Raw genomic sequence first — 19434 nt, 5'->3', positions numbered from 1 at the left:
GCACCGGTCCGGGACGCGTGCTTGCCTGTGATGGTCCGTGCGGAACCAGCGAGGAGGGGCCATGGCGGCGGTGGCGGGCGAGAACCGGTGGCGACGACGCCACGACCGAGGGCGAGAGCCCCGCAGAAGGCGAGGATCCCGCTGAGCAGGACGACGGCGGCCGAGCCGGCGGGCCCCTGGCCGGCGGCGCCGGGGCTGCCCCGTCCCCACCTGATGGACCAGCGCTGGGAGGACGCCGTCCTCCTGCACTGGCGGATCCCCGTGGCCGCGGCGGCGGCGCGCATGCCGCCGGGGGTCCGGGCCGACGTGGTCGACGGCTCCGCCTGGGTGGGTCTCGTCGGGTTCCGCATGCACCGGATCCGGCTCGGCGCCGCGGTGCCCCTGCCCTGGCTCGGGAGCTTCCCCGAGATCAACGTGCGCCTGTACTCGCGCGAGCGGGACGGCACGCGCGGGGTGGTGTTCCTGTCCCTCGACGCCCCGCGGCTCGCGGTGGTCCTCGGCGCCCGTGCCGCCGGCATCCCCTACGTGTGGTCGCGGTGCCGGGCCGTCGTCACCGACGGGGCGGACCCGGGCTACGGCTACGACGTGGAACGGCGCCGCGGACGGACGCGGTCCTCGTTCGCCGTGCGCCCGGACCGCGCCGCCCTGGCCGAGGACGAGCTGTCGGTGGAGCTCACCGCGCGCTTCGGTCTGCACAGCCGGTTCGCCGGCCGGACGGCGTACGTCCCCATCTCGCACGAGCCGTGGCCGCTGCACCCCGCCACGGTCACGCACCTCGAGGACGGGCTGCTGGCCTCGGCCGGCCTCGACGTCGGCGGCCCGCCTGAGTCGGTGCTGTTCTCGCCGGGCGTCCGGACCCGGATCGGGCGCCCCCGGACGGTGCGGCACCCGTGACCCGCCGGGCCGGGCCCGTCGGCAGAGCCGTTCCCGCCCGCTGAGCCGGACCGGCTCCCGCACCCCTCCGCGCCGGAACGCCGGTATCGGGTGCCACCAGCCCCACAAGAGTGGGCAGGCCCCGGAGCGTGCGGAGGTCCAGGCTGGGAGCAACTCCCGCGGGAGCGACCGGGGGACCCCCCGGTCGAGGTCGCTCCCGGAGCCGCTCGCCATCGGGACCCTGTCTCCGGGGAGAGCCGGACGCGAAAGGCCTGCCGTGACCACCCCACTCGTTCCCGAGCTGCCCCAGCTGCCGGAGTTCTCCGGGCAGTCCCCGGCCGCTGCGGGGACGCCGCGCGCAGCCCGCGCGTTCGAGCCGGCGGCGACCGGCGTCCTGCTCCTGCTCCTCGCGCTGACCCTCGTCCTGGCCGTCCTCGTCCGTGCCGTGCCGGTGGGACCACTGGTCGCGGTGGTGCTCCTGCTGCTCGTGGCCGCCGGCGCGCTCGCGGTGGGCGCCCGGGAGGACGGCGATCCGCTCCTGGCGGCGCCCCCCGAGGATCTCGCCGACGAGGCGCCGGAGACTCTGGGGGTCTACTACCTGGACCGGCAGGGCCGCCCGGTGCCCATCGACGACGCGTTCTGAGCGGCGCCCGTCCCGCGCCGGTGCCCGCCCGCCGGGCACCGGGTCCGCGTCCGGGTCCGGGTCCGTGTCCGTGTCCGAATCGTGTCCGTCATCTTCGCGCACGGTGGCCGATGACCCCTGACCTGCGCCTACGTTGGTGACGTCGCACCAGACACGGGGCTCGTGGGCGTTCGGGGGACCGCGCCGCGGGCCGGCACCAGTCGCGAAGCGGTCCTCGCTTCTCCACCGGATGGGACAGAACCATGAGAAGAACCACCAGGGCAGTCACGGCCGCCGCCTTCGCCGCAGGAGTCGGCCTCGTCGCCGCCGCACCGGCGCAGGCGATGGAGATCTACGACATCAGCAACGCCACGCGGCTCGCCGAGGGGGCGGCCGTCGAGGGCACCTACACGGTGTCCTGCACGGCGGGAACCAACATCTTCGTCTCCCTCAACGTGACCCAGCGGGTCTCCGAGGGGCGGATCGCCAACGGCAGCTACTTCAAGCAGTGGGTCTGCGAGGGCGGCGAGGTCGAGCTGGACTACCAGGCCGTGGCCTTCAACATGGCCTTCGACGAGGGGCCGGCCGTGCTCTCGGGGTTCATCCAGGAGTGCCAGACCGAGTTCTGCGGGACGGGCACCAACCTGCCGCTGCAGGTCATCGAGATCACCGACTAGCAGGACCGCGGAACGGCCCCGTCCCAGCGCCGGCGCAGGGACGGGGCCGTTCCGCGCCCCGCACCCGGCCGGGGAACTCTGTCCGAAAGTCCAGTGCCCGGGACCACCCCCAGATCTATAGTCGAAGGCATCGATCGCACAGACCTCCCCCCACGCCCCCCGCAGCGGCTCGACGACCGCGCCGTCCCCGTCCTCCACGAGGAGACCCTCACGAGACGGCCGGCGCGGGTCGACGTCGTGAGCGGAGCCGACCCCGCCGTGCAGGGCTACCGCACGGCCTGCCGGGAGCTGCTCGAGAGGGCCGGGCTGTGAGCGCCCCCGCCGTCGAGCTGCGCCGCCCCGAGGGCCGGTGGCACCGCCACCGGGAGATGATCTGGGGCACCTCCGTGACCGTCGACGTCCGCGCCGGCGAGGAGGGCCTGCCGCCCGAGCGCGCCGTGCAGCACGCGCTGGACACGGCCGTGGCCAACATGCAGTGGGTCGACGCCGTCTTCTCCACCTACCGCCCCGACTCGCTCGTGACGGCGCTCCGGTCCGGTCTGCTGGACGAGCGCCGGCTCAGCCGGTGGGACGCCGCCCAGGGCGCCGTGCTGGACGTGCTCCAGCGCTGCCGGGAGGGCCGGGAGCTGACCGACGGCTGCTTCGACCCGTGGGCCGTGCGCGGCGGCTTCGACCCCTCCGGCTACGTCACGGCGTGGGCCGCGGAACGGATCGCCGACGACCTGGTCCGCGCCGGGTGCGCGAACGTCTGCGTCGAGGCCGCCGGGGACGTCGTGACCCGCGGGTCCGCCGCCCCCGGGGAGCCCTGGACGGTCGGGATCCGTCACCCCGACGACGCCGGTGCCGTCACGTGGACCGTGCTGCCCGGCGACGGCGCGGTGTCGACCTCGGGCACCTACGAGCGCCCGGCGCACATCGTCGACCCGCGCACGGGCCGGCCCGCCGCGGGCGCCCGGTCCGCGACGGTCGTGGGCCCGGACGCACGGCTGGCCGGGGTGCTCGCCACGGCGCTCGTGGTCGCGGGCCGGGAGGGGGCCCGCTGGTTCACCGGCCTGGACGACTGGTCGGCCTGGGCGGTGGACCCCGCCCCCGCGGACACCGCGTGGTCGGTCGGCCGGGAGCGGCACCGCACCGGCTGAGTCCACGCCCGGCCCGGCCGATGGCTAGGGTGGAGGCGGTGAGCACCCACCCCGACACCACCCCGGCCCCCACCTCCGACGTCACCCGCACCGGCATGGTCCGGGTCCGGGGGGCCTCCGAGCACAACCTGCGCCACGTGGACGTGGACGTCCCCCGCGACGCGATCGTCGCCTTCACCGGCGTCTCCGGGTCGGGGAAGTCCTCCCTGGCCTTCGGCACCATCTACGCCGAGGCCCAGCGGCGCTACCTGGAGTCCGTGGCGCCCTACGCCCGGCGCCTGATCCAGCAGGGGCACAACCCTGCGGTCGAGGCGATCACCGGGCTGCCGCCGGCCGTCGCCCTGCAGCAGCGGCGCGGCGCGCCCAGCTCGCGCTCCACGGTGGGCACCCTCACCACGCTGTCCAACTCGATGCGCATGCTCTTCTCCCGGGCGGGCACCTACCCGGAGTCCGCCGCGGGCAGCCTGGACTCGGACGCCTTCTCGCCCAACACCGCCGCCGGGGCGTGCCCCGAGTGCTCGGGCCTGGGCACCGTGCACGACGTCACCGAGTCGTCCCTGGTCCCGGACCCGGCGCTCAGCATCCGGGACGGCGCGATCGCCGCGTGGCCCGGTGCGTGGCAGGGCAAGAACCTGCGCGACATCCTGAGCCACCTCGGCCACGACGTCGACGTCCCCTGGCGCGAGCTGCCGCGGGAGGAGCGCGACTGGATCCTGTTCACCGACGAGCAGCCGGTCGTGGAGATCACCCCGCAGCGCGACCGGGTGGCGAAGCCGTACAAGGGCCGGTTCTGGAGCGCCCGGAGCTACGTCCTGCACACCCTCGCGGACTCCGCGAGCCAGCAGATGCGCGAGCGCGTCCTGCAGTACGTGGTCACGGGTCCCTGCCCCGCGTGCGCCGGCAGCGGCCTGCGCCCCGAGGCCCTGGCCGTGACCTTCGCGGGCCGGAGCATCGCCGAGCTCAACGGGGCGTCCCTGGGCGAGCTGGCCGAGGTGGTCCGGCCCACGGCCGCCCTGGAGCACGCCGGCACCGCCTCGCGGGCCGTGTCCTCGGGGGAGCGCAGCGAGGCCGCGGTGACCATCGCCAAGGACCTGCTCGCGCGGCTGCAGGTGCTGCTGGACCTGGGCCTGGGCTACCTGAGCCTGGACCGGTCCACGCCCACGCTCTCCCCGGGGGAGATGCAGCGCCTGCGGATCGCCACCCAGCTGCGCTCCGGGCTCTTCGGGGTGGTCTACGTGCTCGACGAGCCCTCGGCGGGCCTGCACCCCGCCGACGCCGAACCTCTGCTCGCCGTGCTCGAGGAGCTCAAGGCCTCCGGGAACTCGGTGTTCGTGGTGGAGCACGACATGGCCGTGGTGCGGCGCGCCGACTGGGTCGTGGACGTGGGGCCCCAGGCCGGGGACCGCGGCGGCTCCGTGCTGTACAGCGGGCCCGTCCCCGGCCTGGCCGAGGTGGCGGAGTCCGCCACGCGTCCGTTCCTGTTCCCGGACGGCGCCCGGGACGGTTCCCGGGACGGCTCTGGCGACGGTTCCCGGGAGAGCACGACGGCGGAGCGCACGCCGCGACCGGTCGAGCGGTGGCTGCGGCTGCGCGGGGTCTCGCGCCACAACCTGGTGGACCTCGACGCGGAGGTCCCCCTGGGCGTGCTCACCGCCGTCACCGGGGTCTCCGGCTCGGGCAAGTCCACGCTGGTCAGCCAGGTCCTCGCCGAGACGGTCGGCCGGCACGTGCACGGCGGGGCGGCGCCGGCCGAGCCGGAGGGCGCCGCCGCGACCGCACCGGCGGCCGGGGCGCGGGTGGGCGCGGTCGAGGGCCTGGAGCACCTGGACCGGCTGATCCGCGTGGACCAGCGGCCCATCGGCCGGACCCCGCGCTCCAACCTGGCGACCTACACGGGGCTCTTCGACGCGGTCCGCAAGCTCTACGCCGCCACCGACGAGGCACGGTCCCGCGGCTACGGGGCCGGACGCTTCTCCTTCAACGTGACCGGAGGCCGGTGCGAGACGTGCCAGGGCGAGGGGTTCCTGGCCGTGGAGCTGCTGTTCCTGCCCGGCACCTACGGACCCTGCCCCGACTGCCACGGCGCCCGCTACAACCCCGAGACGCTGGAGGTGACCCACCGGGGCCGGAGCATCGCCGACGTCCTGGGCATGCGCGTCGAGACCGCCGCGGAGTTCCTCGCGGACGTCCCGGCCGCCGCGCGCAGCCTGCGCACCCTGCTCGAGGTGGGGCTCGGCTACCTGCGGCTCGGCCAGCCGGCCACCGAGCTCTCGGGCGGCGAGGCGCAGCGGATCAAGCTGGCCACCGAGCTGCAGCGGGCGCGGCGCGGCCACACCCTGTACCTCCTGGACGAGCCCACCACGGGGCTGCACCCGCAGGACGTGCAGCTGCTGCTGCGCCAGCTCGACCGCCTGGTGGACGCCGGGAACACCGTGGTGGTGGTGGAGCACGCCATGGACGTGGTGGCGGCGTCGGACTGGGTGATCGACATGGGCCCGTCCGGCGGAGAGGCCGGCGGGCGGATCGTGTGCGCCGGCACCCCGGCGGACGTGGCCGGGTGCTCGCGGAGCCGGACGGCCCCCTACCTGGCCGACGCCCTCGCCTGACCCCCGTCCCTCCTGCGCCGTCCTCCTGCGCCGCGCTCCTGCGCTCCCCTCCTGCGCCGAGGTCGCGGCTGACGGCGACCGGGCACGGACGGGTCGCCGTCAGCCGCGACCTCGCGGGGCGGGTGTCCCGGAACGGGGCAGCCCCCGCGCGCCGGACGGCGGGCGGGGGCTGCGCGAGAGGCGCTGCGGATCAGTTCTGCTGCTGGTCCTTCTGGTCCTGCTCGCCGGTGCCGAGGAAGTCCCCGGCCTTCTCCTGGCCCTGGTCCACCTGGCTCTCGTACTTGTTGCCGGTGCGCTCGTCGACGGCGTCGCCGCCCCGGTCGATGCCCTGCTGCACCTGGTCCGGGTGCTGGTCCGCAAGGTTCTTCGCCTTGTCCGCGAATCCTCCCATGTCCACCATGTCCGTTTCCTTTCGTCGAGCGGTTCCGGCGGGCGCCGCCCGCCGGAGGTACTCCTCCATCCTGGTCCCCGGACGGGGGCCCTGGCCACCCCTCGCCGAGGATGCGGCACACGGCGACGCGGCCGTGTGCGGTGGCCGTCAGCCGCGGCCTCGCGGGTCAGTTCCGCTGCCGCGCCCGCTGCCGTGCCCGGTGCAGCTCCTGGTGCAGCTCCCGCACCGCCGGGGCCAGCTCGGGGCAGGGCCCGTCCACCGGCACGCCCGGGGCCACCCGGGAGACCGGCAGCGCCGCGACGGGGGCCGGCGGGGCGCCGAGCTCGTGCAGCCACCGTCCGAGCTGCGCCGAGGAGGAGGCGTGGACGATGCGGCCCAGCCCCACCCAGGCGTGGGCGGCCGCGCACATGGGGCAGTGCTCGCCCGAGGTGTAGACCGTGGCCGCGGAGCGCTGCTCCGGGGTCAGGTGGGCGGCCGCCCAGCGGGCGATCTCGAACTCGGGGTGCCGGGTCGCGTCACCGCCGGCCACCCGGTTGCGGTCCTCGAAGAGGATCTCTCCCCGGGCCGAGACGAGCACCGAACCGAACGGTTCGTCCCCGGCGTCGAGGGCCTCGCGGGCCAGCTCCACGCAGCGTCGCAGGTGTCCGCGGTCGGTCTCCGAGATGCCCATGGCTCCAGCCTACGGGCCGGGGCGGCGGCGCACCGGAGCACGCCGGGAAGCATCAGGGCACCGGTCCGGTCCCGCTCCCTGTCACCGCTGCCCGTTCCGTCGGCCCGTCCCCTCGCTCGTCCCGTCGGTCCGTCCCCTCGACGACCCCCTCGAGCACCTCCGTCACCACGGAGCGGGCCCGGGCCTCGGCCTCGGCCGCGTCCCCGGCGGCGACGGCGGCGGCCGTGGCCTCGTGGTCCTCGAGCGCCCCGGGGGCCGGGGAGCGGGGCATGAGCCCCAACGCGGTGCGCCCGGACAGCACCTCGGCGACCACGTCCTGCAGGGCGGCGAGCATCGGGTTGCCGCTCGCCTCCAGCAGCAGCGCGTGGTAGGCGGTGTCCACCTCCAGGTACTCGGGGTCCGTGCCGCGGCGGGCCTCGCCGAGCTCGCGCAGCCGGGCGGCGAGCTCCACGAGGCGCCGCCGGGTGGACCCGTCGGCCCGGCCCGCGGCCAGGCGGGCGGCCACGGGCTCGATCGCGGCCCGCAGCTCCGTGAGGCTGCGCAGCTGCTCGTCCCGTCCCGGCCCGCCGAGCCGCCACCGGATCACCCGGGGGTCGAACGGGTTCCAGTCCCGCTCCGGACGGACGGTGACGCCCACCCGCCGGCGGGACTCCACCATTCCCATGGACTCGAGCACGCGCACGACCTCTCGCACGAGCGTGCGGGAGACCCCGAACTCCTCCTCGAGGGCCGCGAGCGTCAGGACGGTGCCCGGCGCCCGCGCCCCGGAGGCGATGCTCTCGCCGAGCCGGTCCAGCACCCCGCTGTGCTGCTCCACCCCGTGCATGGCCGCTCCGTCCGTCCTGTGCGACCCCGACGCGCCGCACCCTGTTGCCAAAAGTATGATCTTTCTGTCAGCCTAGCGTGTGTCGTGGCTCACGACGAGACCCCAAGGCCTGTCCGCAGGCACGAGATCAACGGAGAAGCTCAGTGGAAGACTGGACACAGACCCTCGGCACCGCGCCACTGCTGGCGATCGCAGCAGCCGCCATCGCACTGATCCTGGTCCTGGTGATCAGGTTCAAGCTGCACGCCTTCCTCACCCTGATCCTCGTGGCGCTGCTGACGGCCTTCGCCACCGGCATCCCCACGGGCCTGATCGTGGACACCGCGGTCACCGCCTTCGGGGGCACGCTCGGCTCGGTGGCCCTGCTCATCGGCCTGGGCGCCATGCTCGGCAAGCTCGTGGAGCACAGCGGCGGCGCCCGGGCGCTCGCCGACAAGCTCGTGGACGTCTTCGGCGAGAAGCGCGCGCCCTTCGGGCTCGGCATCGCCTCCCTGATCATGGGCTTCCCGATCTTCTTCGACGCCGGCCTCGTGGTCATGCTGCCGATCATCTTCGCGGTCGCCCGCCGCGTGAGCGGCAACAACGTGCTGCTCTACGGCATCCCCGCCGCCGGCGCGTTCTCCGTCATGCACGTCTTCGTCCCGCCGCACCCGGGGCCCGTGGCCGCCACCGAGCTCTACGGCGCCGACCTCGGCATGGTCCTGCTCATCGGCCTGCTGCTGGCCTTCCCGCTCTGGTACGTCTCCGCGTACCTGTGGGGCAAGCGCGTGGGCACCAAGTACGTCCTGCCCGTCCCGGGCTTCTTCGGCGACGTCGACCCCGACCAGCCCACCAACCCGCCGCGGGTCGGCACCATCATCGCCCTGCTGCTGCTGCCCCTGGTGCTGATCTTCATGAACACCGGGCTGGACTTCCTGCGCGCCGCCGGCACCGTCTCGGCGGACGCCGAATGGTTCCAGGTGCTCTCCGCCCTCGGCGAGTCCCCGGTCGCCCTGCTGATCTCGGTCCTCGTGGCCCTGTTCGTCCTCGGCACCCGCCGCGGCGAGCACGGCACCGCCCTGGAGAAGGTCATCGACTCCTCCCTGGGCCCGGTCGCCTCCGTCATCCTCATCACCGGCGCCGGCGGCATGTTCGGCGGCATCCTGCGCGCCTCCGGCATCGGCGACGCCCTCGCGTCCTCGCTGGACGGCATCGGGCTGCCCGTCATCTTCGCGGCCTACATCATCGCCGTGGTCCTGCGCCTGGCCCAGGGCTCGGCCACCGTGGCCCTCGTCACCGCCGCCGGCCTCATGGCCCCGGCCGTGGCCGCGGGCGGCTTCAACTCCGTGGAGGTCGCGGCCGTGGTCCTGGCCACCGCCGCCGGCTCGGTCTTCGCCGGGCACGTCAACGACTCCGGCTTCTGGCTCGTCGGCCGGCTCATGGGCATGGACGTCAAGACCACGCTGAAGACCTGGACGGTCCAGCAGGCCCTCGAGTCCGTCGTCGGCTTCGCCATCGTCCTCGTCATCTTCTACATCGCCTGAGGCCGCCGTGCGCAACGTCTTCGACATCACCGGCCGGCTCGCCCTCGTCACCGGCTCCTCCCGGGGACTGGGGCGGGCCCTGGCCACGGGCCTCGCCGAGGCGGGGGCCCGCGTGGTCCTGCACGGGCGCGACGGCGACGCGCTCGCCCGGGTGCGCGACGAGATCGCCGGCCGCACGGGCACGGACCCGGTCACGGCGGCCTTCGACCTCACCGACGCCGGGGCCGTGCGGACGGGGATCGACGCGGTCCTGGCCGAGCACGGCGTCCCGGACATCCTGGTGAACAACGCCGGGATCCAGCGCCGCGCCCCCTTCGCCGAGTTCGCAGCCCAGGACTGGGAGGACATCGTCGCGGCGAACCTCTCGAGCGTGTTCCACGTGTCCCGGGCCGTGGTCCCCGGCATGCAGGAGCGCGGCTCGGGCAAGATCGTCAACATCGGCTCCGTGCAGTCGGTGCTCGCCCGGCAGACGATCGCCCCGTACTCGGCCACCAAGGGCGGGGTGGTCATGCTCACCAAGGGGATGGCCGCGGACCTCGCCCGGCACAACATCCAGGTCAACGCGATCTCGCCCGGCTACTTCGCCACCGAGATGAACCAGGCGCTGATCGAGGACGAGGCGTTCAACCACTGGGTGGTCGAGCGCACCCCGGCCCGGCGCTGGGGACAGGTCGAGGAGCTCGTGGGCACGCTGGTCTACCTGTGCTCGGACGCCTCCAGCTTCGTCTCGGGCCACAACGTCCTGGTCGACGGCGGCATGACCTCCGTCCTCTGACCCGGACCTGCAGCACCGCACCGCACCGCAGCACCGCCCGGCGGCGCCCCGCAGCACCGCGGCGGCGCCCCGGGACGCACCAGGAAGAGAGCTCATGAAGGCCATCGTGATCCACGGCAAGGACGACCTGCGCGTCGAGGAGGTGCCCACCCCGGAACCCGCCGAGGGGCAGGTCCGGCTCCGGATCGCCTACGGCGGGGTGTGCGGATCGGACCTGCACTACTGGGCCGAGGGCGCCAACGGCGAGTACGTGGTCCGGGAGCCCCTCGTGCCCGGCCACGAGGTCTCCGGCACGGTGGACCTGGACCCCGCCGGCGAGCTCGCCCCCGGCACCCCGGTGACGGTCCACCCGGCCACGTTCGGCACGCCCCAGCCCGGGATCGAGGACCGGCGCCACCTGTGGCCCGGCGGGGCCTACCTGGGCAGCGCCTCCACCCGGCCGCACACCCAGGGCGGGATGAGCGAGTACCTGCTGGTCCGCCGGGACATGGTCCGGCTGCTCCCGGCCGGTCTGCCGCTGCGCCGGGCCGCGCTCGCCGAGCCGCTGGCCGTGGCCCTGCACGGGCTCACCGTGGCCGGGGACGTGACCGGCCGGCGTGTGCTCGTCTCCGGGTCCGGACCGATCGGCCTCCTCACCGCCGCGGCGGCCCTGGCCCGCGGCGCGGCCGAGGTCGTGGCCACCGACGTGCTCGAGGGCCCGCTCGAGCGGGCCCGCGGGCTCGGCGTGCACGGCACCGTCCGGGTGGGGACCGAGCAGGTCCCGTCCGGGGCGTTCGACGTGGTGCTGGAGTGCTCCGGCGTGCCCGCGGCCGTGGGGCCCGCGCTGGTGGGCGCCCGCCGCGGCGGCGTCGTGGTCCAGGTGGGGATGGTGCCGGACCAGGCCCGCCCCGTGAACCTGGCCCCGCTGGTCTCCAAGGAGCTCCAGCTGCGCGGCTCCTTCCGCTTCGACGACGAGATCGACGAGGCGATCGAGCTGCTCGCCGCGCGCCCCGGGATCGAGGACGTGGTCACGCACGAGTTCCCCGCCGACCGGGCCGTCGAGGCCTTCGCCACGGCCCGGGACTCCGCGGTCTCCGGCAAGGTCCTCGTGTCCCTGCGGGCCGGGGAGCGGCACTGATGCCGGGGCGGGCCGCGACCGGGCACCCGGATCCCGTGGTGGTGGGCGTCGACATCGGCACCACGAGCACCAAGGCCGTGGCCTTCGCCGTGGGTGGGCAGCAGCTCGCCGCCGCCTCGGCCGGCTACCCGCTGGAGGAGCCGCACCCCGGCCACGCAGTGCAGGACCCCGAGCTGATCCTGCAGGCCGTGCTGGACACCGTCCGCGCGGTGGTCGAGGAGGTCGGCGCGGACCGGGTGGCCGGGCTGTCCTTCAGCGCCGCGATGCACAGCCTGCTCGGCCTCTCGCCCGAGGGCGAGCCCCTCACCCCGCTCATCACCTGGGCCGACACCCGGGCCAGCGTCCAGGCCGAACGGCTGCGGGCGAGCGCGGGCGGGCTCGCCCTGCACCGGCGCACGGGCACCCCGGTGCACCCGATGTCCCCGCTGCCCAAGCTCGTGTGGTTCCACGACCAGGAGCCCAAGCTGTGCGAGCGCGTCGCGTTCTGGGCCGGCATCAAGGAGTTCGTGCTGCTGCGGCTGTGCAACGCGCTCGTGGTGGACCACTCGGTGGCCTCGGCCACCGGCCTCATGGACATCCACGAGCTCGCCTGGGACGGCGAGGCCCTCGCCCACGCCGGGATCCTGCCCGAGCAGCTGCCCGAGCTCGTGCCCACCACCCACGTCCTGCCCGGGCTCACGGACGAGGGCGCCCGGGCCACCGGGCTCCCCACCACCACGCCGGTCGTGGTGGGGGCCAGTGACGGGCCGCTGGCCAACCTCGGGCTGGGTGCGGTCCGGCCCGGGGTGGCGGCCTGCTCGATCGGCACGAGCGGCGCGCTGCGCGTCGTCGTCGACCGTCCCGTGGTGGACCCGCTGGGTCGGGTCTTCTGCTACGCCCTGACCCCGGGGCGCTGGGTGGTCGGCGGGGCGATCAACAACGGCGGCGTGGTCCTGGGCTGGGCCGGGGACGCTCTCGCCCCGGACCTGGGGGAGGAGCCGGAGGAGGAGCTGCTCGCGCTCGCGGCGAGCGTCCCGGCCGGTTCCGGGGGGCTGCTCATGCTGCCCTACCTGCTGAGCGAGCGCGCCCCGCACTGGAGCTCCCTGCCCAAGGGCGCCTACGTGGGGCTGACCCGCGCCCACCGCCGCGAGCACCTGGTGCGCGCGGCCCTGGAGGGGGTGTGCCAGCAGCTCGGGCTGGTCCTGCAGTCGATGCGCTCGGCCGGTCTGGCCGTGGAGCAGATCCGCGCCACCGGCGGCTTCGCCCGCAGCCCGCTGTGGCGGCAGCTGCTCGCCGACGTCCTCGGCACGGACATCTCCTTCGCCTCGGGGCACGAGGGCTCCGGGTTCGGCGCCGCGCTGCTCGGGATGCAGGCGCTCGGGCTGATCGAGTCCGTCGACGTGGCCGCGGACCTGGTGGAGGTGCAGTCCACCGTGCGCCCGGACCCCGCCGACGCCGCGGTCCACGCGTCCCTGCAGCCGGTGTTCGAGCAGCTCTACGAGGCGCTCGTGCCCACGTTCACGTCCCTGCGCCGGCTGGCGCCCTCCCTGCCGCTCGAGCGCGACTGATCCTCCCGGCGGCACCGGTCCGCCGGCGCCGCTCCGGCCGCGCCCGGCCTCGCCCGGCCTCGCCCGGCCTCGCCGTCCTGCCTGGCCGTGCGAGGCGGTCCGAAGCGCTCCGGGGCGGTCGGGCGCACGATCCGGTGTCCGCTCCGAGGGTGCACCGGCGCGTCCGCGTGGGAGAATGGACCCGTTCGGTGGCGCGTGCGGGACCGTCCGGCCCCGCACCGCGGATCGTCGGTGCCGAGGGGGCCCGCCATGATCACGAGAACGGACGTGGACGAACTCCGCCGGCAGGTCCGCGGCCCGGTCCTGCTGCCGGACGACGACGGCTTCGCGCAGGAGGTCGCCGGGTTCAACCTGGCCGGCGTGCACCACCCGGACGTGGTGGTCGGCGTGACCGACACCGCGGACGTGGTGGCCGCGATGCGGTGGGCCGCCGCCCACCACGAGCCCGTGGGGATCCAGTCCACGGGCCACGGCGCGGACCAGCCCATGGAGGGCGGGCTGCTCGTGACCACCCAGCGGATGCAGGAGCTGGAGGTCGACCCCCGCCGCCGGACGGCACGGATCGGCGCCGGCGTGCGGTGGCGCCGCGTGATCGACGCGGTCGCGCCCCACGGGCTCGCGGTCCTCAACGGCTCGGCCAGCGACGCCGGGGCGGTGGGCTACACCCTGGGCGGCGGTCTGCCGGTGCTCGGGCGGGTCTTCGGCTTCGCCGCCGACCACCTCCTGTGCCTCGACGTGGTCACCCCCGACGGACGGCTGCGCCACGTGGACGCCCGGCACGAGCCGGAGCTGTTCGCCCTCCTGCGCGGGGGCAAGGGCAACCTGGGCCTCGTCACCGCCATGACCCTCGACCTCGTCCCGCTGGAGGACCTCTACGGCGGCGGGATCTTCTACCCCGGCAGCGACGCCCAGGAGGTGCTGAGCGCGTTCAGCCGGTGGGCGCCCACCCTGCCGGAGCACGCCTCGACGTCCGTGGCCCTGCGCTGGATGCCGCACGACCCGACCGTCCCCGAGCAGCTGCACAAGCGGATGCTGGTGCACCTGCGCTTCTGCTGGGTGGGTCCGGAGGAGGAGGGGGCCCGGGTCCTCGCGCCGATGCGGGAGGTCTCGCGGCCGGTCCTGGACCTCGTGGGGCCCATGGACTACCGGGACATCGACCAGGTGCACATGGACGCCACCGAGCCGGGGCTCTACGTGCTCACGGGGGAGTTCCTGAGGGAGTTCGACGCCGCCGCGGTCATGACGCTGCTGCAGCGCGCCGGGCCCGGCAGCCGGTGCCCGCTGCCGGAGGTGGGGATCCGCCTGATGGGCGGGGCGTTCGCCCGGGCGGACGGCACCCAGGACGCGGTCTCGGGACGGGACGCGGCGTTCTTCCTGGAGCTCATCGGCTGGCTCGCGCCCCACGTGGCCGAGGCGACGCCCCGGGCGCTGGCCGAGATCCTGCAGGCCATGGCCCCGTGGTCCACGGGACGGGCGTTCGTGAACATGCACGGGGTCCCGGGCGGGGAGAGCGAGCACGCCCGGGCGTGGTCCGAGGAGGTCTACGCCCGCCTGGTCCGGGCCAAGGCGCTCTACGACCCGGAGAACCTGCTGCGCTTCCAGCACGTGGTGGGGCAGGAGCGCCCGGGTCCCGGCGGCCAGCCGGCGGACAGCTCCGCATGATGGACTCGTGGCAGCACCGCGGCGGTTCCGCGCGCGGTGACCTCTCTCGGAAGGAGACGTGATGGTGAACTTCAAGGGGCTCACGGCCAAGGCCAAGCAGCTCGCCCAGCGCAACCCGGACAAGGTCGACAAGGTCCTCGACCAGGCCGGCAGCTTCGTGGACAAGCGCACCGGGCGCAAGTACGAGCGCCACGTGGACTCGGTCCAGCAGAAGGCGCGCCGGTTCCTCGGCGGGGGCCACGCCCCCGGTGACCGGACGGCCGGCGACCCGGCTCCGGGCGGGCCCGCTCCGAGCGGCCCGACCACGGGTGGCCCCGCCGCCGGCGAGCGCCCGGACGGGCAGCCGGGGGGACCGGCCGCGACCGACCGCCCCGGTGACGTGCCCGGCACCGGGGAGCCGGACCGGGGCCCCCGCCACTGACGGTTCCCGAGCCCCAGGACAGGACCGGACCCCGCCGGCCGCGCGTGGAGCGCGCGGCCGGCGGGGTTCGTCGTCGTCCCGGGCGGCGGAGGGCCGTGCCGCTCGGGACGGTCGCGGCTACCGGGCGAGGAAGTCCAGCAGCGCCTCGTTGACCTCCGCGGCGTGGGTCCAGAGCAGCCCGTGCGGGGCGCCCTCGATCTCGACGTACTCTGCCTCCGGGAGCGCCTGGTGGAACTGCCGTCCGGTGGCGTCGATGGGCAGGATGTTGTCCGCGGTGCCGTGCAGGATCAGGGCCGGCACGTCGATCTTGGGGATGTCGGCCCGGAAGTCCGTCAGCCAGGTGGGCTGGGCGGCCACCGAGGCCACGGCCCCGGAGCGGCTGGCGATGTTCCAGCTGACGTCCACGACCTCCTGGCTCAGCCGGTCCGTGCCCAGGAACGTGTCCGTGTTGAAGAAGTTGCCGAAGAACTCGGTGAAGAACGCGTAGCGGTCGGCGGTCACGGCGGCGGTCAGTCCGTCGAAGACCTCCTGCGGCACTCCCGTGGGGTTGTCCTCGGTCTGCAGCAGGTAGGGCTCCAGCGACCCCAGGAAGGCGGCCTTGGCCACCCGGGCGGACCCGTAGGTGCCGAGGTAGCGCCCCACTTCCCCCGTGCCCATCGAGAAGCCCACCAGCACGGCGTCGTTCAGGTCGAGGGTGCTCAGGACCGTGTCGAGGTCCGCGGCGAACGTGTCGTAGTCGTAGCCGGTCGTGGGGCGGCTGGAGCGGCCGAACCCGCGGCGGTCGTAGGTGATCACGCGGTACCCCGCCCCGAGGAGGGCGTCGGTCTGCTTCTCCCACGACGAGCCGTCCAGGGGGTACCCGTGGATGAGGACGACGGGCTGACCGCTGCCGTGGTCCTCGTAGTACAGCTCGATGTCGGTGCTGTTCTCGGTGCCGACGGTGATGTGACCCATGGATGTGCTTCCTCTCGCTGGAGCGATGGCTGCAGAGAACGGTCGTTCTCTGCTGGAGAGCCTAGGGAACGGTCGTTCCCCGCGCGAGCGCGTCGACCGCGCGGCCACCCCTCGGGCGCGGCGGCAGGCGGTCCACGACCACCACGCGGACCGGTTCGCCGAGGACTCCCTCCCCGGCCGTGCCTCCTCGCGCAGGGCGCCCGGACGAACGCCGCGATCGCCGGGACCCCGAGGCCGCGGCGCAGGCGCGCAGGGCCGCGGAGGTGCTCGTGCGGGCCGCCATGACCGCCGGCGGCCCCGCCGCTCAGGTGACCAGGGCGGCGTAGACCACGTAATTGTCGTCGAACTCCCCGGTGGCCGGGTCGTAGCCGTCGCACGTGATGAGCCGCAGCTCGGCCTCCTCCGTGTTGCCGTAGACCTCGAGGGTGGGGAAGTCGTCCTTGCCGTACTGCTCCCCGCGCTCGACGGCGAAGACCGCGGTGGTGCCGTCCGCGCGGGCCACCTCGATCCGGTCCCCGGGTTCCAGGGCGCGGAGGCCCGCGAAGACCCCGGGGCCGCCGCCGGTGGCGTTGACGTGCCCCAGCAGCACCGCGGGTCCGCGCTCTCCCGGGGTGGGAGAGGCCGTGTACCAGCTCGCCGGGGCGCCGGGCCCCTCGGGCGGGACCTCGAGGGAGCCGTCCTCGCGCAGGCCCAGGTGCAGCAGCTCGGACCCGGCGCCGATGGCCGGGACGGTCAGCGAGACGGGGGCGGAGGAGTCGAGCACGGGCGGCTGCGAGGTCGGTCCCGCGCTCGGTGCCGCGTCCGGTCCCGCGTCCGGTTCCGTGTTCGGGCGCGTGGACGGGGCAGTGCTCGGCGCCGCGGCCGACGCGGCCGGGGGCGTGGCGCCGGGAGCGGCCGGGGTCCCTCCACCGGAGCCGCCACCGGAGCCGGCGACGCAGCCGGTGGCGAGCAGGACGGCGGTCGCCGCGGAGACCAGCAGGCCTCCGCGGCGACCGGGGGTCGATCCCGTCATGGCAGGAGCCGTCCTCGCCGGATCAGGCGCGCGCGGCGCGACGGCGCAGGGTCCAGGCGGCGCCGGTCACGGCGGCCAGGAGACCGCCGCCGAGCGCCACGGCCTCGGTGCCGGAGCCCGTCTCCTGGGCCACGCCGGTGTCGGCGCCGCCCTCCGGCATCGCGCCCATCTGCGAGGCGGTCAGGGTGCCGCACGCCGCCGGGAGGGTGGCGGCCAGGGGCAGCTCCTCGTTCAACGGGCTCATCTTCTCGGCGGCAGCGGCCGGCATCTTGGCCGGGTCCACACCGTGGACGACCACGACCGCGGTGCCGTTCTGCAGGGCCTCGGCGGTGGCCCCGTCCAGCTGGAGGGTCCGCTCGTAGGTGTAGGCGGACCCGCCCGGGAAGCGCTCCACGGCCAGGGCCGAGTCGGGGCTGCTGTCGCCCTCGGTGGTGAGCGACGTGCCGATCATGCCGTAGAACGGGTGGCCCTCCGGGGTGGAGACCACGCCGTCGCCGTCGGTGTCCGCGTCGGCGGGCGGGCACACGCCCTGGGCGGCGATGTGGATGTGCTGGGCGTGCGGGAACGGGCCGTCCATGAACGTCTCGGCCGCGCCGGAGACGTTCATCGTGACGGTGGCCTCGGAGCCGTGGACGTCGACCATGACGTCACCGGTGGTGCCGGAGCCGTTCAGGGCGCTCAGCGTGGCCTGGGTGGACCACATGTCGGACTCGTGGGCCGCGGCGGGCGCCGCCGCCATGGTGAGCGCGCCGAGGGCCAGGGTGGGGACCGTGAGGAACATGGACTTGCGCATCAGATTCTCTCCTGTGTCGTACCGGGGGTCGTGCCGTGTGCGCACTTTCGGTGTGTGCACGAGGAGTTCGCCGCCGGTCGGCTCCCGGATGGGTGCGGAGGCGAAGAACTTCTCGCCGCGCCGGGACGGCCCGTGGACCCGTCCGGTGCCGGTCCCGCGACGAACAGGAGTCATGGAGACGGCGAGTGTGTCGATGGCAAGACATCGGCCCGGTGTGGCAGGGTGCAGTTCGACACTGCTCTCGCCCGGGTCCCGGGCGAGGTGCTGCTCCCCGAGTGAACTGCGAGATGGTGTGAGCGAAGGACCGACCGGCCGGAGCGGCGGTGCCGGCACCCCGGCTCCCGCCCCCGGACGGAGCGAGGAACAGGCCGAGCTGCTGCGCCGTGTCGTGGACGGGGACGAGGACGCCTTCGCCCGGCTGTACGACGCGACCTCGGCGACGGTCCACGGTCTCGTGGTGCGGCTCGTCCGCTCCCCGGAGCTGGCCGCCGAGGTGGTGCAGGAGGTCTACCTGATGGCCTGGCAACAGGCGGAGCGCTTCGACGCCGGCCGCGGCACGGCGCTGGCGTGGTTGTGCACCATGGCCCACCGCCGTGCGGTGGACCGGATCCGGCAGAACCAGCGGGACCGGGACCGGGACCAGCAGTACGAGCTCCGCCAGGCGGAGACCCCGTCCGACTCCACCTGGAGCGAGGTGGAGCAGTCCCTGGACTCGGGGGAGGTGCGGGCGGAGCTCGGCGCGCTCAGCCCGATCCAGCGGGAGGCCGTCTGCCTGGTGTACTACCGGGGGTACAGTCACCGCCAGGTCGCGGAGCACCTGGACGTCCCGCTGGGCACGGCGAAGGCCAGGATCCGCGACGGGCTCAACAATCTGAGATCGGCACTGGGGGTGCGGCAGTGAAGGACATCCAGGGGGACGGCCGGACCGGCGACGTCCACGCCGACGCGGTGCTCTACGCCGTGGACGCCCTCGAGCCCGGCGAGCGAGCCGCGTTCGAGCTCCATCTGCGCGGCTGCGCGGCCTGCCAGGAGGAGGTGGCCGCATTCGGCGAGGTCGGGGCGCACCTGGCCTCCGCCGTCGCCGAGCCGCCGCCGGCGGCGCTGCGGGAGAACGTCCTCGCCGCCGTGCGCGGGACGCGGCCCGAGCAGCAGCCCGAGCAGCAGTCCGAGCACCGGGCGGAGAACCCGGCGGAGCACCGGGCCGGGGACGCGTCCGGGGCCACGGTCGTGTCCCTGGCGGACCGGCGCCGGGGACGGCGCCGGTGGCTGACCGCCGCCGCGGCCGCCGTGCTCCTGCCCGCCGCCGCCCTCGGCGGCTGGTCCGTGGGCACGCAGACCGAGCAGCGGGAGCAGCAGCTCGTCGCCCAGGAGCAGGACCGGCAGAACCGGCTGCTGAGCGCCCCGGACGTCACCACCCGCCAGCTCGAGGTGGACGGCCGCCCCGCCACCCTGGTGGTCTCGGCGCAGGAGGACGCCGCCCTGTTCGTCGCCTCCGACCTCGCGGGACCGGGGGAGGGGCAGGAGTACCAGCTGTGGCTCCTGCAGGACGAGACCCCGGTGCCGGACGTGCACTTCGGCGGAGGACAGGTGCAGGTCTGGTTGGACGGCGACGTCGACCGCGCCGGGGCCGTGGCCATGACCGTGGAGCCCGCCGGCGGCTCCGAGACACCCACGCTGCCCGTGCTGGCCACCGCGGAGATCTGAGCGCGGCTCCTGCCAGAATGAGGCCATGACCGCGGCACACTCTTCCGGCAACGGCAACGGCAACGGCAACGGCAACGGCAACGGCAACGGCAACGGCAACGGCAACGGCAACGGCAACGGCA

21 protein-coding genes are annotated in these 19434 nt (G+C 74.9%); 15 read left to right on the top strand and 6 right to left on the bottom strand.

Annotated elements, in window-relative coordinates:
- The first annotated feature begins 213 nt into the window (after positions 1-213).
- The 6 genes from Q0817_RS12120 to uvrA all read left to right on the top strand — a co-directional run bounded on the left by Q0817_RS12120 (position 214) and on the right by uvrA (position 5917).
- Positions 214-894, top strand: coding sequence for a YqjF family protein (locus Q0817_RS12120; protein ID WP_298587802.1), 681 nt, complete (start codon positions 214-216; stop codon positions 892-894).
- Between the two features lie 256 nt (positions 895-1150).
- Positions 1151-1516, top strand: coding sequence for a hypothetical protein (locus tag Q0817_RS12115; protein WP_298587799.1), 366 nt, complete (start codon positions 1151-1153; stop codon positions 1514-1516).
- Between the two features lie 242 nt (positions 1517-1758).
- Positions 1759-2172: a hypothetical protein gene (locus tag Q0817_RS12110; protein ID WP_298587796.1), complete on the top strand. Its 414-nt coding sequence runs from the start codon at positions 1759-1761 to the stop codon at positions 2170-2172.
- A gap of 93 nt (positions 2173-2265) precedes the next feature.
- Entirely contained in the window at positions 2266-2484 is a 219-nt protein-coding gene (locus tag Q0817_RS12105; RefSeq protein ID WP_298587793.1) for a hypothetical protein, read from the top strand.
- The gene (locus Q0817_RS12100) at positions 2481-3311 is read left to right on the top strand and encodes an FAD:protein FMN transferase (RefSeq protein ID WP_298587790.1); all 831 of its coding nucleotides are present in this window, start codon (positions 2481-2483) and stop codon (positions 3309-3311) included. The genes Q0817_RS12105 and Q0817_RS12100 overlap by 4 nt, the downstream gene beginning before the upstream one ends.
- Positions 3312-3406: 95 nt before the next feature.
- On the top strand, positions 3407-5917 hold the full coding sequence (gene uvrA / locus Q0817_RS12095; RefSeq protein WP_298588005.1) for an excinuclease ABC subunit UvrA: 2511 nt from the start codon (positions 3407-3409) through the stop codon (positions 5915-5917).
- Between the two features lie 190 nt (positions 5918-6107).
- Here the strand turns inward: uvrA and Q0817_RS12090 are convergent, their stop codons facing one another.
- From Q0817_RS12090 to Q0817_RS12080, 3 genes are all read right to left on the bottom strand, one after another.
- On the bottom strand, positions 6108-6317 hold the full coding sequence (locus tag Q0817_RS12090) for an antitoxin (RefSeq protein WP_298587787.1): 210 nt from the start codon (positions 6315-6317) through the stop codon (positions 6108-6110).
- 157 nt (positions 6318-6474) lie between these two features.
- Entirely contained in the window at positions 6475-6978 is a 504-nt protein-coding gene (locus Q0817_RS12085) for a nucleoside deaminase (protein ID WP_298587784.1), read from the bottom strand.
- Positions 6979-7030: 52 nt separating this feature from the next.
- Positions 7031-7804: a FadR/GntR family transcriptional regulator gene (locus Q0817_RS12080; RefSeq protein ID WP_298587781.1), complete on the bottom strand. Its 774-nt coding sequence runs from the start codon at positions 7802-7804 to the stop codon at positions 7031-7033.
- Positions 7805-7947: 143 nt separating this feature from the next.
- On the opposite strand from Q0817_RS12080, the gene Q0817_RS12075 reads away from it, so the two are divergent.
- The 6 genes from Q0817_RS12075 (at position 7948) to Q0817_RS12050 (ending at position 14849) form a co-directional block, all read left to right on the top strand.
- The gene (locus tag Q0817_RS12075) at positions 7948-9327 is read left to right on the top strand and encodes a GntP family permease (protein ID WP_298587779.1); all 1380 of its coding nucleotides are present in this window, start codon (positions 7948-7950) and stop codon (positions 9325-9327) included.
- A gap of 7 nt (positions 9328-9334) precedes the next feature.
- Entirely contained in the window at positions 9335-10102 is a 768-nt protein-coding gene (locus Q0817_RS12070; RefSeq protein ID WP_298587777.1) for an SDR family oxidoreductase, read from the top strand.
- A 94-nt stretch (positions 10103-10196) separates the two neighbouring features.
- Positions 10197-11219: an L-idonate 5-dehydrogenase gene (locus Q0817_RS12065; RefSeq protein WP_298587774.1), complete on the top strand. Its 1023-nt coding sequence runs from the start codon at positions 10197-10199 to the stop codon at positions 11217-11219.
- Positions 11219-12766: a gluconokinase gene (locus tag Q0817_RS12060; RefSeq protein WP_298587771.1), complete on the top strand. Its 1548-nt coding sequence runs from the start codon at positions 11219-11221 to the stop codon at positions 12764-12766. Before Q0817_RS12065 ends, Q0817_RS12060 begins: the two co-directional genes overlap by 1 nt.
- Positions 12767-13015: 249 nt before the next feature.
- On the top strand, positions 13016-14428 hold the full coding sequence (locus tag Q0817_RS12055) for an FAD-binding oxidoreductase (protein ID WP_298587768.1): 1413 nt from the start codon (positions 13016-13018) through the stop codon (positions 14426-14428).
- 61 nt (positions 14429-14489) lie between these two features.
- Positions 14490-14849, top strand: coding sequence for an antitoxin (locus tag Q0817_RS12050; RefSeq protein ID WP_298587765.1), 360 nt, complete (start codon positions 14490-14492; stop codon positions 14847-14849).
- A 117-nt stretch (positions 14850-14966) separates the two neighbouring features.
- On the opposite strand, the gene Q0817_RS12045 is transcribed toward Q0817_RS12050, so the two are convergent.
- Positions 14967-15803 (bottom strand): alpha/beta fold hydrolase, encoded by an 837-nt coding sequence (locus Q0817_RS12045; protein WP_298587762.1) that lies wholly within the window; start codon positions 15801-15803, stop codon positions 14967-14969.
- Between the two features lie 179 nt (positions 15804-15982).
- Here Q0817_RS12045 and Q0817_RS12040 point away from each other — a divergent pair, with 179 nt between their 5' ends.
- A complete protein-coding gene (locus Q0817_RS12040; RefSeq protein WP_298587759.1) occupies positions 15983-16129 on the top strand; it encodes a hypothetical protein in 147 nt (48 codons plus the stop codon).
- Here Q0817_RS12040 and Q0817_RS12035 read toward each other — a convergent pair.
- On the bottom strand, positions 16108-16815 hold the full coding sequence (locus Q0817_RS12035) for a class F sortase (protein WP_298587756.1): 708 nt from the start codon (positions 16813-16815) through the stop codon (positions 16108-16110). The two genes, Q0817_RS12040 and Q0817_RS12035, sit on opposite strands and share 22 nt — an antisense overlap.
- A gap of 22 nt (positions 16816-16837) precedes the next feature.
- Positions 16838-17782, bottom strand: a complete 945-nt coding sequence (locus Q0817_RS12030) for a hypothetical protein (RefSeq protein ID WP_366139874.1) — start codon at positions 17780-17782, stop codon at positions 16838-16840.
- 118 nt (positions 17783-17900) lie between these two features.
- Between Q0817_RS12030 and sigK the strand changes: the two genes are divergently transcribed.
- Together sigK and Q0817_RS12020 are read left to right on the top strand one after the other, a co-directional pair.
- Complete coding sequence (sigK, locus tag Q0817_RS12025) at positions 17901-18509, top strand: ECF RNA polymerase sigma factor SigK (RefSeq protein ID WP_298587753.1); 609 nt, start codon at positions 17901-17903, stop codon at positions 18507-18509.
- Positions 18506-19312 (top strand): anti-sigma factor, encoded by an 807-nt coding sequence (locus Q0817_RS12020; RefSeq protein ID WP_298587750.1) that lies wholly within the window; start codon positions 18506-18508, stop codon positions 19310-19312. Before sigK ends, Q0817_RS12020 begins: the two co-directional genes overlap by 4 nt.
- Positions 19313-19434 lie beyond the last annotated feature (122 nt).

Source organism: uncultured Kocuria sp. (genome assembly GCF_947500125.1).
In the GTDB taxonomy this organism is placed as follows: Bacteria; Actinomycetota; Actinomycetes; order Actinomycetales; family Micrococcaceae; genus Kocuria.
The sequence above is the reverse complement of the archived record's forward strand: the minus strand, read 5'-3'. Positions and strand labels throughout refer to the sequence as shown.